The sequence below is a fragment of the Butyricicoccus faecihominis genome, from assembly GCF_024462775.1.
Taxonomy (GTDB): Bacteria; Bacillota; Clostridia; order Oscillospirales; family Butyricicoccaceae; genus Agathobaculum; species Agathobaculum faecihominis_A.
On sequence record NZ_JANGCE010000018.1, the window covers coordinates 57162 to 71425 of the forward strand.

Annotated in this window: 10 protein-coding genes and 1 pseudogene; 8 read left to right on the forward strand and 3 right to left on the reverse strand. The window is 55.8% G+C overall.

Going from position 1 to position 14264, the window contains the following annotated elements:
• Window positions 1-73 precede the first annotated feature (73 nt).
• The 3 genes from NE562_RS10490 to NE562_RS10500 all read right to left on the reverse strand — a co-directional run bounded on the left by NE562_RS10490 (window position 74) and on the right by NE562_RS10500 (window position 3687).
• Window positions 74-613: a flavodoxin family protein gene (locus NE562_RS10490; RefSeq protein WP_280962370.1), complete on the reverse strand. Its 540-nt coding sequence runs from the start codon at window positions 611-613 to the stop codon at window positions 74-76.
• A gap of 23 nt (window positions 614-636) precedes the next feature.
• Window positions 637-1635 carry an ROK family transcriptional regulator gene (locus NE562_RS10495; protein WP_280962371.1) on the reverse strand — a complete coding sequence of 333 codons (999 nt, stop codon included), beginning with the start codon at window positions 1633-1635 and terminating at the stop codon, window positions 637-639.
• Between the two features lie 114 nt (window positions 1636-1749).
• Window positions 1750-3687 (reverse strand): hydantoinase/oxoprolinase family protein, encoded by a 1938-nt coding sequence (locus NE562_RS10500; protein WP_280962372.1) that lies wholly within the window; start codon window positions 3685-3687, stop codon window positions 1750-1752.
• Window positions 3688-3987: 300 nt separating this feature from the next.
• Here NE562_RS10500 and NE562_RS10505 point away from each other — a divergent pair, with 300 nt between their 5' ends.
• The 8 genes and pseudogenes from NE562_RS10505 to NE562_RS10540 form a co-directional block, all read left to right on the forward strand.
• Window positions 3988-5256 carry a Glu/Leu/Phe/Val family dehydrogenase gene (locus NE562_RS10505; RefSeq protein ID WP_305147447.1) on the forward strand — a complete coding sequence of 423 codons (1269 nt, stop codon included), beginning with the start codon at window positions 3988-3990 and terminating at the stop codon, window positions 5254-5256.
• 33 nt (window positions 5257-5289) lie between these two features.
• Window positions 5290-6141 carry a class II fructose-bisphosphate aldolase gene (locus tag NE562_RS10510; RefSeq protein ID WP_280962374.1) on the forward strand — a complete coding sequence of 284 codons (852 nt, stop codon included), beginning with the start codon at window positions 5290-5292 and terminating at the stop codon, window positions 6139-6141.
• Between the two features lie 792 nt (window positions 6142-6933).
• Window positions 6934-7188 (forward strand): annotated as a pseudogene (locus NE562_RS17900) (hypothetical protein); the annotation flags it as partial.
• Between the two features lie 107 nt (window positions 7189-7295).
• A complete protein-coding gene (locus tag NE562_RS10520) occupies window positions 7296-9605 on the forward strand; it encodes an excinuclease ABC subunit UvrA (protein WP_280962376.1) in 2310 nt (769 codons plus the stop codon).
• A complete protein-coding gene (locus NE562_RS10525; RefSeq protein ID WP_280962377.1) occupies window positions 9602-11359 on the forward strand; it encodes a cobalamin B12-binding domain-containing protein in 1758 nt (585 codons plus the stop codon). The genes NE562_RS10520 and NE562_RS10525 overlap by 4 nt, the downstream gene beginning before the upstream one ends.
• Before the next feature lie 16 nt (window positions 11360-11375).
• Window positions 11376-12557: a 6-phosphofructokinase gene (locus NE562_RS10530; RefSeq protein WP_280962378.1), complete on the forward strand. Its 1182-nt coding sequence runs from the start codon at window positions 11376-11378 to the stop codon at window positions 12555-12557.
• Between the two features lie 97 nt (window positions 12558-12654).
• On the forward strand, window positions 12655-13713 hold the full coding sequence (locus tag NE562_RS10535) for a sugar ABC transporter substrate-binding protein (RefSeq protein WP_280962379.1): 1059 nt from the start codon (window positions 12655-12657) through the stop codon (window positions 13711-13713).
• Window positions 13714-13759: 46 nt separating this feature from the next.
• The coding region (locus NE562_RS10540) for an ATP-binding cassette domain-containing protein (RefSeq protein WP_280962380.1) at window positions 13760-14264 on the forward strand (505 nt) is incomplete at its 3' end.

A 14264-nucleotide genomic window follows, 5' to 3' on the forward strand; every position in this document is an offset into this window, starting at 1 on the left:
GATAATAGAATTTTCAAAAAAAATCAACAAAAACAAAGGGCGTGTTTTGCAACACGCCCTTTGTTTTTGTTGGCTAATGGATCGATGCGCCCAGCAGCCGCGCCTGCCGGGGATATGACGATGCCTCCGCGTCTTCGCGCGTGTTTAGGCCAAGCGCCAAGAGCCTGCCGGTATCCTGCCAGTGCAGATAGCGGCAAACGGTCTCATAGTGATGCTCCAGCGCGCCCATCGCCCAATCGTCGGAATCGCCGCCGGCAGCTAACAGCATGGCCTTGAGCGGTTTTGCGATCACTTCTTCGTTAACGGCATAAAACCGATCGAGGACAGCCTTGATCTGCGCCGAAAAGCCGAAATAATACAGCGGCGTCGATAACAAAACCAGATCGGTGGACAGAAGCGCGGGTAGGATCTGAGTCATCAGGTCATCAAACACGCACTTGCCCTCGTGTGAGCGGCAATGATCGCACCCGGTGCAGGGATGGACAGGGTGAAGCCCTGCATCGAACCGAATGACTTCATGGCCTTGGCTCTCAGCGCCCTTGATCCATTCATCTGTCAGCAAAAAGGTGGTGCCGTTCCGGTGCGGACTGCCGGTGATGACGATAATTTTCATTTTTTATGTCCTCCTTTGAAGTATCAGACATTTAACTGAAACTGATATTGCACACTGTTCAAAGTCGCGCGGGCGATCCCGTTGATACAAAGCTGATAAAAGTCATGCCGCAATACCACATTGGGAATGTGATATGGCCCGACGAATTGCTCGCAATAAGTCAATACCTCTTTTAGATCTTGCTCCGCAATGCATTCGCAGGTCAAAACGATGCAGTTGGGGTTTAAAACACAGGTGACCATTAAAATGGATTTGGCAACAAGATTCAAAAATACTGATTTTTCAAGAAGGGAAGCGGGTTGTTGCGCGCGATCCACGCCGCTTTCTGCCAGCGCATAGGAAAGCTCGCCCGCAAAACGGCTATAGCCGTTATAGATTTTTCCACCTATGACGATTCCGGCGCCAACCGGATCGCTCAAGGGAAAATCGATGGCGACAAGGCTGTGGTTGATCTGGTTATTCTCGCAATAATAGCCATAAGCCACAAAGTTCATATCGTTTTCCACAATCACCTTGACGCCCAGCGCCTCGGTCACGTCCGCCTGCATATTGATCCCCAGCAGGGAAGAAATATCGCAGCGCTCAATCACACCCTGATACACATTGCCCGGCACACTGATGCCGATCACGTCGATCAGCGGATCGCGCTCCATGGTTTCCCGTAAAAACTGCAACAGGTAAGGAAAGTCGATCCAGTCGGGATGCAAAATATCCTGTTCAATGATCTCGCCCGTCGCGTTGGCAATGGCGTAAACGACATTGCGCACATCGTCCACCACCTTAAGGTACACGCAGAGCACGTGCCGGTAATCCTTATTATAAACGTACTGGCATGCAGGGCGGCCGCCCTGGGATTCGATTTGCTCGATCACCAGCTCGCCGCTTTCCTGCATTTCGTTTAAGAAATTGTTGCAGGTGGCAAGGCTTAGACCGGTGAGGCGGGAAAGGCTGGCCTTGGTGCACGAACCTTCGGCTTGGATCGCTTTGCGAATGCATTCCATATTCAGTTGTTTTAATTCCATTGTTGAGCTCACAGAAACATCTCATCCTTATGTTTATTATTGTAAGACATATTATTAGTATAACACAGTTTAGGTGGATATGGCGATCATATATAGCTCTTTACGGCTTAAAAATTATTGCGCGGCGCAAAACCGGATCATGCGTTCGATAAAAATGGGGGATTCCCTGCCGGTCTCCGCGATTTCCAGATCCTCGATCTTATAGTCCGGCTTTAACCGCGGGTTTTGGGTAAGCCGCCGCATATATGCAGTGCCGGATCGTATCGCGTGTGCGGTGGCGGCGGCAATGGTGCCGTGTGCGGTGCGGCTTTGCGGAGAATAAACGATGAATTGAGCGGTAACAGATTCCCGGCGGATCAAAATATCAAGCTGCTGCCGCCGGCTGGCAACGGCTGCGCCGATCGCGTTGGCGATATCGGCATGCGGGGGCACAACGACGGTCAGCTGCAATTTCCGGCCCGCCTGCCGCATCCAGCTCACGGCGGGCGCGCCGATCGCCACCACCTGTTTTTGTAAGCGGTAGGCGCCAACCAAATTGCTTGCCGTATCCTTTGCGTTCAGCTGCGCTAAGAAATATTCCACCGCGTCGTTTTGCGTAAAGTCGAGATCGGGGCGGTCAAAATAGAGCGCGGCTTGAAAGAGCGCGCGGTCAATGGCATTCCCCATCGTTTGTTGGATCAAAGAAATCATACGCGGCGTATCCGTTTTACAGCGGGCGGAAAACATGGCAAGACACTGTGCGGGTAAACGCCGGTCCCAAGGACAATACTCGCCTGTCACATGCAAAACATCGGTCGGCGTGAGGGCGATGCGGAGCAGCCTGCCTTGACGCACAAGCTCCTCGATGATCGCATGCAGATTCGGCAGCCGAATGGCTTCCGCTAAAAAGGCGAACGTATGCGGCCCCTGCGTCAGCGCGGCCCAAATTGGCTTGGCTTGCGCCGCAAAGCAGGCGTTGTCCGGGTCGACCGAGACAAAGGCTTCGTAATCGTGATAGGAAAAACGATCGTATGCTTGGCTGCGATAAATTTCGCCAATTTCTTGCAGCAAACAGGGATACTGCGTGCCTGCCCGGCAGAACGGGATCACCTTTTCCGGGCCGATCCGGATCTCGCCGGTTGCGGACGCATGGATGCGGCTGTCGCCGCCAAGTCCAACGGTGAATACCTCGGCCGCTTTGACGCGGGTGGACCAACCGGCTATCCTAGCGCCCTCGCTTTGGATTTGTAAATCGCCGTTTGTAACATTGACAAGGTCGGTTGTCGTTCCGCCCATGTCGAGCACGATACAGTCCCGCGCTTTCGCGAGATACCGCCCGCCGTTGGCGCTTGCCGCAGGGCCGGAGAGCAGTGTTTCGATGGGCCGAAGCCGGGCGTAGGCTTCATGCATCAGGCAGCCGTTGCCCTTGACGATCATCAGCGGAATGGACAGGTCAAACCGCGCCATTTCGGCTTTAACGGATCGAATCAGATCATGGACGGCGGGAATAAGTCTTGCGTTTAAAACCGCAGTGACGGTACGCTCGTAAAAACCGAGAGCGCTAGACAGCTCGTGCGCGCAAACGACCGGAATATGCAGCCTTTCCTCCACTACATTTCGTACATAGGCTTCATGCGCCGGATTACGAATGCTGGCATAGCCCGATATGGCGATGGCGGCCGCTTTACCGCGGAAGAAATCCACCGTCTGTTCCACCTCCGTTGGGTCGAGGTTTTGAATGACGCGCCCCTTGATATCATGACGCCCCCGCATGACACGGAACAACGAGGTGGGAAGTCTGCCCTCCGGTTTGGCGCCAATCAGAATAAGCCCCGCTTCCGCGCCGCGCCGGAGGGCGATCGCATTGGTTGCAAGCGTGGTGGAGAGATAAACCGCTGAAAGCTGTTCGCGCAAAGGGGGAGGGATCTGTTCAAACGACCGCGCGATACAGTCCCGTAGGTTTTGCGGCGTGGTCAAGACCTTGGCTTTGTGCAGAACCGCTTGGGTGCCGGTCGTGATGATCACGCTGTCGGTATAGGTGCCGCCTGTATCGATGCCCAAGATCGTTTGCATGGCTTTCCCTCTTTTCGGTCTGGTGCTGCATACGCTAACGACTAAAAGACTTATTATAAGTATAATACTACATTTGGTTTCCGGCTGTCAATTCCTGAATGCAAAGAATTGCGATAAAAAGACGAGAACTTGAAAACTTCCTTAAACTGTATATCGGTTTCATAATAAAGGAAATCATGACAAAACGTTTCATCTATATATAAAATTTATGAAGAAAACAGAAGAAAGGGGTTGACATTTGTCTAATTAAACATATAATAAGACATACGATATGTAATGAAAACAAGGAACAAGAAAGGGATGGGTCGTGTGAACGCAACGTATAATCCGTACGACAATGTGTTAAGGGTGGTGGAAAACGCGGCCGCGATATTGGGCTACAAGGAAGATGAATATTCCACGCTCAAATATCCGGAACGCGAACTCAAGGTTTCGATTCCCGTGGCCATGGACAACGGCGGCATTCAGGTGTTCGAGGGGTTCCGCGTGCAGCATTCGACAACGCGCGGCCCCGCGAAGGGCGGCGTCCGGTTTCACCCCGCTGTCAGTCATGATGAAGTGAAGGCGCTTGCCGCATGGATGACCTTTAAGTGCGCGGTGGTCAATATCCCATACGGCGGCGGCAAGGGCGGCATCATCTGCGACCCCCGCACGCTATCGGAACGCGAGCTGCACAGCCTTACCAGCAAATACACGGCCGCCATCGCGCCGCTGATTGGGCCGGAACAGGATATCCCCGCGCCTGATGTCGGCACCAACGCCCGTGTCATGGCATGGATGATGGATACCTACGGCATGCTCAAGGGGCACACGGTGCTGAGCGTTGTCACAGGCAAGCCGCTGGGGCTTGGCGGCATCAAGGGCCGCGGCGAAGCGACCGGCCGGGGCGTTATGATAACAGCCCAAAATATTCTAAAGAAGATGAACCGGCAGATCGCGGGCACAACGGTCGCCGTGCAGGGGATGGGCAATGTCGGTTCGGTAACGGCGCGGCTGTTGCACGAGATTGGCATGAAGGTCGTGGCGGTAAGCGATGTATCAGGCGGCGTATATGACCCCGACGGGCTGGATATTCCGGAGATTCTTGCGTATCTCTCCCAAACGCGCAACGCCTTGCTTTGCGATTACCGCACCGATTCGCTGATTCATTTGACCAATGCCGAACTGCTGACGCTGGACGTTACGATGCTGGTGCCCGCGGCGCTTGAAAACCAGATCAATGGGGACAATGCCGATCAGATACGCGCGGAGGTCGTTCTGGAAGCGGCGAACGGCCCGACGACGCTGCAAGCCGATGAGATACTGGAAAAGCGCGGGATCAGACTGGTGCCCGACATTCTGGCGAACGCGGGCGGCGTTGTGGTCTCGTACTTTGAATGGGTTCAAAACATTCAGGAGCTTTGCTGGACCGAGGAACAGGTCAATACCGAGCTGCGCAATATCATGGATGTGGCTTTCGACGAGGTATGGGAAAGCGCGGAAGCAAACGGAAAAACACTGCGCATGGGCGCGTACCTGATCGCGGTCAAACGCGTTGTGGAAGCAAGACTGGGCCGCGGCATTTTCTAAGGAGGCCGCGCCCTGTGAAAGGAGAACGATAGGATGAACCGGTATAAAAATCACGTTTTGGAGCATGCAGACCGGCAAGGCTATGCAACGCCTGCCTTTAATTATTCGGATATATGGGAATATGAAGCCATCGTGCAGGCCGCGATAGAAGAGCGTGCGGTCGTTTACACCGCGACCAACATGCGGGTGGCGGAAACGATCGGGCTGCCGTATCTCGGCGCGCTGGGGGCTAAGGCCTATGAACAGACCGGCGGGCAAATCCTAAACCATCTGGATCACTCCAGATCGGTGGAATTGTGCAAGCAGGCCGTGGACTGCGGCTATCACTCGGTCATGATCGACGCTTCCATGTGTTCGTTGGAGGAAAACATAGAAAAAACCTGCGAAGTGGTGGAATACGCGCATAAGCACGGCGTAGTCGTCGAAGCGGAGATCGGCCGCATTTTGGGCCGCAACGTGGAGGGTACCTATCAGGGCGAGGATTATTTGGTGCAGGTAGAGGACGCGGTACGGCTGGCGCAAAAAACCCATGTGGATTCGCTGGCCATTGGGATAGGGACCGCCCACGGCTTTTATAAGGAAAAGCCGAACATCAATATTGAACGCCTGCAACAGGTCAACGCGGCGATCGATACGCCGCTGGTGCTGCATGGCGGCACGGGAGTACCCTTTGATACCGTGCGCGCCTGTATTCAAAACGGCATGGCAAAAGTAAACTTTGGCACGCAGCTGCATGCAACCTATATCGATACATTAAAAAAAGAGCTGACCGACTATCAGGAAACCGATATAGCGGCGTTTATGATCCCTGTGCGCTCGGCGATCCAATCGGTCGTGCAAAGCTTGATTCAGGTGTGCGGCGCGGAAAACCGGTTTGATGGATAAACACGACGCAGTTTGGAAAAAGGAGGCTTGCGGGATTTGGAACTCTTAAAAAGCGGCATAGAGGCGCGTGCGCTATGTACACCGCTCAAGCTGAAAACCGCCAGAGCATGGCGCACAGGCACGGGCGGGCGGGAGATCGACAAGCTGCTGGGGGCGGCAGAGCCGGCAGATTCGCACTTTCCGGAGGACTGGATCGCTTCCACCGTGCGGGCGCGCAATATTGGACGCGAAGCCTATGCGGAGGAAGGCCTGTCCTATTTGGATACATACGAGGACCTGACGCTTAAAGAGGTGATTGAAGCCTACCCGAACGAGGCGCTGGGACAAAAGCATGTACAGCAAATCGGCAAAGCCCCCGGCGTACTTGCCAAGATCATCGACCCTGCCGAGCGGGCCACCCTGCAGGTGCACCCGGATAAGGAGACCGCGCTGCGGCTGTTTCACTCGCCCTTCGGCAAAACCGAGAGCTGGCATGTGCTTTCGGTCCGGCAGGACACCGATGCCGCGCCCGGCGTTTATCTGGGCTTTAAAAAGGGCGTTACGCGCGAGCGGTGGAAGCAGGTTTTTGACGCGCAGGATATACCGGCCATGTTGGATTGCCTGCACTACTTTCCGGTAAAACCGAAGGATACCTTTATCATTCGCGCGGGCGTGCCGCACGCGGTGAGCAAAGGCTTCCTATTCCTTGAAATGCAGGAGCCGACGGATTTTACCATCCGCACCGAGCGGATGACCGTTAGCGGCTTTCCGATCGACGACCAGCTGTGTCATCAGGGGCTTGGGTTCGAGCAAATGTTCGATTGTTTTCATTACGATGGGCTAACGGAACCAGAGGCGGCCGCGGCCTTTCGCGTACCCGCTAGAACGGTTGCCCAATCGGCGGCAAGCACGCATACCGAGGTGGTCGGGTACGCGCAAACAGATTGTTTCCGGCTGCACCGCTACGAAATCAATACGCAGGCAACGCTGGAAGCGGCTTCGGTATGCAGCGCACTGTTTGTTTTTTCCGGCAACGGAACGCTGCTGTGCGGCGGCATGGAACAGCCGATCAGACCGGGCGACCAGTTTTTCCTGTCGGCAAGCTGCGGACCGGTAACGCTGCGTACCGACGGCGCGCCGCTTTTGGCCTTTCGCAGCTTTGGGCCACGGTTGGTATGAGTCACCACATCACCGTGCGGGGCGCTGAGGAAAACAACCTAAAGCGGATCGATCTTAACATTCCCAAGGGGAAGCTGGTGGTTTTCACGGGCGTTTCCGGTTCGGGCAAATCCTCGTTGGTATTCGATACGATCGCGGTCGAAGCCATGCGCCAGCTGCGTGATACCTTTCCGGTATATGTGAGAAACCGCATGCCCCATTACGAAGCGCCAAGGGTGGAAAGCATCGACAACCTGTCTACCGCGATTGTCGTGGATCAAAGGGCGCTGTCGGCAAACGTGCGTTCGACCGTCGGCACGTTGACGGATACAGCACCTCTCCTAAGGCTTTTATATTCCCGCTGCGCCGCGCCCGCCGCGCCGACCTCGCAAGCGTATTCATTCAACGACCCCAAGGGCATGTGCCTTCGGTGCGGCGGCTTGGGCTATGTCGCGGCGTTTGATCTGGATCGGCTGCTCGATCGCAGCAAGTCGCTCAACGAGGGGGCAATCCGCTTTCCGGGCCATCAGGTGGGCGCCTGTCTGTGGCAGGTGTACGCGCGCTCCGGCCTGTATGACCCGGACAAGCCGCTCGCCCGCTATACAGAGCGGGAGTGGAACGATTTTTTGCATGGCTCTGGCGTGACCGTGACGATCCGCAACACCACCGGAAAAGTCTGGGGCAGCAGCTACCAGCAGACCTATGAAGGCTTTCTGGATCGGCTGGAGCGGCTGTATTTAAAGCGCAATATCCATGGCTTGAGCAAAACGAACCAAGGCAACGTTGAGAAATTTATCATTACGGAGCCGTGCCCAAAGTGCCGCGGCAGCCGTTTAAACGCGGCCGCGCTGCAAAGCAAGCTGATGGGCTATCACATCGCCGAGCTGGGCGCCATGGAGATCAGCGACGTGATACCGCTGCTGCTACGTTTGGACGATCCGATCGGCAAGCCCACGGCGGAAAAAATCGTAGCGCGTTTAAAAAGCGTTGCCGACATGGGGCTGGGCTATTTAAACATGGACCGCGCTTCCACGACGCTGTCGGGCGGCGAGCTGCAGCGGCTCAAGCTGGCGCGGCATTTGGGCAGTAACCTGATCGATCTGATGTACATTTTTGACGAACCGAGCGCAGGTCTGCATCCGCATGATGTGGAGCGGCTGAAACGGCTGCTGCTGCGGCTGCGCGACCGAGGCAATACCGTGCTGGTGGTAGAACATCAGGCGGATATCATCGGTGTCGCCGACCATGTCATTGAGTTGGGACCAAAGGCGGGGCGCGAGGGCGGAGCGGTCGTGTTTCAAGGGCCGGTACGCGAATGGCTGGGCGGCGATACGTTGGGCGCGCGCTATCTTAGCGGCAGTACGCCGCTGAAAAAACGGACTAGACCTGCAAGCGCATACCTATCGGTCCGAGACGCCGCGCTGCATAACTTGAAAAATATTTCGGTGGACATACCCGAACGCTGCATGGTTGTGGTGACCGGGGTGGCGGGCGCGGGAAAAAGCTCGCTCATACGGGGCGCGCTGCTGGCGCAGTATCCGCAGGCGATCTACGTCAGTCAGGCGCCGTTAGGGACCGGTAGCCGCTCCACACCGGCTACCTATACCGGGATGATGGACAAGATCCGTAGCCTTCTTGCCAAAGAAAACAAGGTTTCGCCCAAGTGGTTCAGCGATGGGACGCTGGGCGCGTGTCCCGCTTGCCGGGGCAAGGGCGTCACACGGGTGGATATGGCGTTTATGGACCCCGTGGAGGTCACCTGCGAGACCTGCGGCGGAACACGCTATCATGCGCGTGCGCTGTCGTACCGTTATCGCGGGAAAAACATACTTGAAATCATGAAAATGACGATCGACGAGGCGGCGCGTTTTTTTACCGACACGCCCGCGCTGTACCATAAGCTGACTGTGCTGCAGGAGGTAGGGCTGGGATATCTGACGCTGGGACAGCCGACCGCCACGCTTTCCGGGGGCGAATGCCAGCGCATCAAACTGGCCGGCCATCTGAAAGAAAAAAACCATATTTATGTGATGGACGAACCGACAAACGGTTTACATGGCTATGATGTGGAGGTTTTACTGAAGCTGTTCGATCGATTGGTGGACAATGGGAATACGCTCGTTTTGGCGGAGCACAACCTCGACGTGATCCGTCAGGCGGATTGGGTGATCGACTTGGGACCGGACGGCGGGAAGGCCGGAGGAAATATTGTGTTTCAGGGCACCCCGGACAGTCTTGCAGCCTGCAACGCATCCTATACAGGCCGGTACCTGCAAAAAAGCATCACAGCCAACGCTAAACGGCGGAAAACTGGGGGCGGAACATGAAACAGGATTTAAAGGAGTATATCGCAAGCCTAAAACCGGTAGGGTTTCCGGATGGAAACGCCTTGGTGCGGGAGGGCCGCGAAATGGCGGACCGCATCCCTTGGAACAAATCCCGGTTCCTACAGCAAACCGGATTTGAAACGTGGGAGCAGTACTGTCTGGATTGCCATAAAAAGGGGAAAAGCGTGTTTCAGCTGCTCATGGGCCTTTCCACCTTGGAAGAACAACTCGACGCGCTGCAAAAAATCGAGGCGTTCTATCAGCGCACCGGCTGCGAGGTGCGCAGCGTACAGGCGATCCCCAGTTCGCTGGTCGGCTTGCCGGCCGCATACTGGGAAAACGCGCCGAGACCCACGAGCTATACCATGAAGGGCGAGGCGGATTGGCTGGCGCAGACGCAGGCCGCCGCGGTGGACGTGTGCTGGGAGGATTGGCACCTGTCCAGCCCCAATAATTTGCAGCAAACGATTTACGCGCTTCAGGCGGGGACCTCGCGGCTGGGCAGTTTCGCACAATATATTTGGGATTTTCCCGGCTGGAGCGATGAGAAAAACCGCTTTTCCGACATGTGCCGCAGCATGGGCATTCTGGCGGCGAAAAAAGAGCAGGGCATGACGGTGAGCACCTACCCCGAGGACGGCGTGGCCGGGTATTTTATGGATGTCTGTTCCATGCTGGGCTATGTCATGCTGGAGCACTATATCATCGAGGACCTGTGCGGCGCGCGTATGGTGCTGAGTTACGGCGGCCTGCTGTCGGAGATCGTGCCGCGTATCGCGTTTGGGCTGGCGTGCGAAAAGCTCTATGGGTCCAAGGACCGTATGTTTGTCGTCGATTATAACGGTTCGACCAATACCGCGTGGAACCACGATATCGAAGCCAACTATGGCATCGGCGCACAGGAAATGTTGCTGGAAGCCGCCGTCAACCTGCACTATGATCTGGCGATCGCCTATAAGCCGGTATCGATCACCGAGGCGATCCGCGTACCGACACTGGAAGAGCTGCTCCATATCACCCGATGCGGCCTTGGCGCGATCGAAAAAGCGGCGGAGTGGGAAGCGATCATCGATTTCAGCAGGTTCGAGACCGTGCGCGATCAGCTGATCGATAAGGGAACGGTATTTTACCATAACATTCTAAACGCATTGGAACAGGCGGGCGTAAATATTCGCGATCCACTGGAAATGATCGTGACGCTCAAACGGTTTGACCCGATGAAGCTGGAAAGCGAGCTGCACCCGAGCGTATCGGAAACGGGCGCGTTTCAGGTCTATGTGCCCACGGTACTGTATAAGCAAACGATGCAAAAGAAAAATGACGAACTCGCGGCGCTCCTGCATAAAGGCTATGGCGGCTGTATGCGCGGCCAAAAAGTCGTTTGCGTATCGGCGGATGGTCATAGCTACGGCCTGCTCTTGATCCGGCAGCTGTGGCGGGAACTGGATGCGGAAGTGATCGACGGCGGCGTGTACATGGAGCCTGCTTCGGCGCTCGATCTGGCCGATGAGGAAGGCGCGGAACGAATCGCGATCAGCATTCACTGCGGGCAGTGTTTGGATTACGCAAAACAACTGATAAAGCTCGCGCACCATAGAAATAAAACCTACAAAATCGCAATGGGCGGCGTGCTGAACGCCATGCTGCCGGGCTACGCCGAACCGGTCGATGTGGCCGATCTGATCATGGAACTCGGCATTCTGGCTTCTAACGACTTTGAAAAGCAAGTCGATTTATTTTTAAGGGCCAAATAAGAAGAGGGGTAAGCCTATGAATAACAATTTGATCATTGCCCATGGCGGCGGACCGACCGCTGTGATCAACGCTTCTTTGTTCGGCGCAGTCGACGAAGCAAGAAAGCAGGGGTGTTTTGGCCGCGTTCTGGGCGCGGTACACGGCATCGAAGGGGTTCTGAAGGAGCAATTTATCGACTTCTCCACCGTATGTGAATCACAGATTCAAATGCTGCCGTACACGCCCTCCTCCGCCATCGGCTCGTGCAGACGTAAGCTGACCGAAGCGGATTATCCCGCCATACTTGAGGTGCTGCGCAGGCAACAAGTCGGCTATTTTATTTATAACGGCGGCAATGACTCGATGGACACCTGCGAAAAGATCGCGCGTATGGCGAAAGCGGCGGGCTATGAGCTGCTGGTAGCCGGGATTCCCAAGACGATCGATAACGATTTGCAATTTACCGATCACTGCCCGGGCTACGGCAGCGCGGCGCGTTTTATAGCCGCCAACACGAGAAACCTGCGGTGCGAGGAACGCGCGCTGCCGCTTTACCCGATGATTGTGGAGACCATGGGCAGAAACGCCGGTTGGCTGACCGCCGCGGCAAGCCTCGCGCAGATCAACGGCAGGCCGTGCGCGGACCTGATCTATCTGCCCGAGCATCCGTTTGAAGAGCAGCGCTTTTTGGACGATATGGAAAGGAGCCTGTCCCGGTCGCGCGCGGTGATCGCGGTGGTTTGCGAAGGGCTGGCTGATGCAGACGGAAAACCCGTGGCCGATACCGGCTTTGTGGACGGCTTTGGGCATTCCGTGCCGGGCGGTACGGCGCAGGCGCTGGCGCGGCTGGTGCTGCAAAAACTGGGCGTGCAGACCCGCTATGAAAAATGGGGACTGGTGGGCCGCGCATCCGAGGTGCGGCAGTCCATGACCGACCGCGCCGAAGCAATCGGCGCGGGACGGCACGCGGTCAAAACATTGGCCGCGGGCGCCTCGGGCTGCATGGTCACGATCACGCGGCTATCCAGCACGCCCTATCAGTGCGGCTTTGGCTTGGCGCCGCTTGGGGACGTGGCCAATCAGGAAAAGAAGTTCCCGCTTTCGTGGATCAACAAGGCGCGCAACGGTATCTGCGGCGGATTTGCAGAGTATTGTCTGCCGCTGCTGGGCGAAGGCTTTACCCCATACGCGGATCTGGGGATTGAACGGTTCGGATAAATCGGCGGATTTAGGAAAGGAGACGTTGCCTACAAGCTTGCAGCAAGAATGGGGACGAAATACAACGATCAGAACAATAAGAAAGAGAGTGCAGACTATGAAAAAAAGAGCGATTACGCGCATTGCGGCCATGATGCTGGGATTGACACTCGCTTTATCTGCCTGCGGCGGCGGAGAAGCCGATTCGGATCAAACCGAACAGCAGGCGCAGAAACCGGTTTCGGAAAAGACGGACGCCGGCGATATGATCAAGGTCGGCGTTGCCAACCGCACATTCAAGGAATCCGTCTACTTGTTCATGCAGCAGAGCTCAGAGGCAAAGGCGAAGGAATATGGCAATATGCAGATCGATTGGCAGGCCTGCGATGTCAATCTTGCGACACAGAAAAGCGTGGTTGAAAATTTCATCAGTCAAGGCTATGACGTCATCATGATAGAGCCGGTCGACGCGGTTTCGATGATCCGGTCTGCGAAAGAGGTGCAGGATGCCGGCATCAAGCTGATTTTGTTTGATACCCGCATGGAGGGTATCGTACCGGATGCGTTTATCACCTCCGATCTGTACCAGTTCGGTGTGATGCAGGTCGAGCATTTTGCCAAGCTATACGGCGCGGATAAGGCCGCCAAGGTGGTCATGATCGACGGTTCGCCCGGAGATTTGTCCGCCGAACTGATGGCCAAGGGCGTTCACGATACCATTGAAGAAAAGTATCCGAATTTTGAGATCGTCTATGAGCAGCAAATTCAGGATTTCGACCGTGAAAAAGCAATGAAGTCCATGGAGGATGTGATCTCCGTACACGGCGACACGATCAACGCCGTGTTCTGCGCCAACGACGGCATGATGCTGGGCGCGTACAAGGCGGCGAAGAATGCCGGGATGGAAGCAAATATCGCATTCTATGGCGGCGACAATGACAAGGAGACCAATGAAATGATGCTGGCTGGCGCTCATAACCTCTATGTGCTGGACCGCGGCGCGATCCAGCAGGGTGAGCTGATCGCACAAGCGGCCTATGAACTGGCGACCGGAGCGGAGTTGACCTGTGACAAAGAGGATGAGGACGGCTATAAGGTGATCATGTCACAGAACGTCATGGTGAGCTCCGACAATCTAGAGCCCAGCAAGATCAAGTTCCCCGAGCTGTTCGAGTGATCCGGCGGCGCCGGATACATAAACCGTGAGGGGAAAGGAAAAGCAAATGAGCCATATCAAAATGGAGCGGATAACCAAGCAGTTTCCGGGCGTGGTGGCGCTGAACGATGTAACGGTGGAGTTTGAACGTGGAACGATCACCGCGCTGTGCGGGGAAAACGGCGCGGGCAAATCGACGCTCGGCAAGGTGCTCGCGGGCATATACGACCATAAATCCTACGACGGCGCGATCTATGTGGACGGCAAGCAGGTGCAATTCCGCAACACGCTAGACGCGGAAAAGGAAAAGATCGTGCTGGTGCATCAGGAACTGAACCTGATCCCGGACCTGACGGTGGAGGAAAACGTGTTTCTGGGCGATTTTCCTGTGAAGATGGGCCACGTCGATTACGAAACAATGACCCGCCGCACGCTGGAGATATTCGAGGAGCTGGACATCCATATCGACCCGAAGGAGACCGTGCGCAACCTGTCCACCAGCTTGCAGCAGATGGTCGAGATCACCAAGGCCATCGCCCGCGAGCCGGAGGTCGTCATCTTTGACGAGTCGA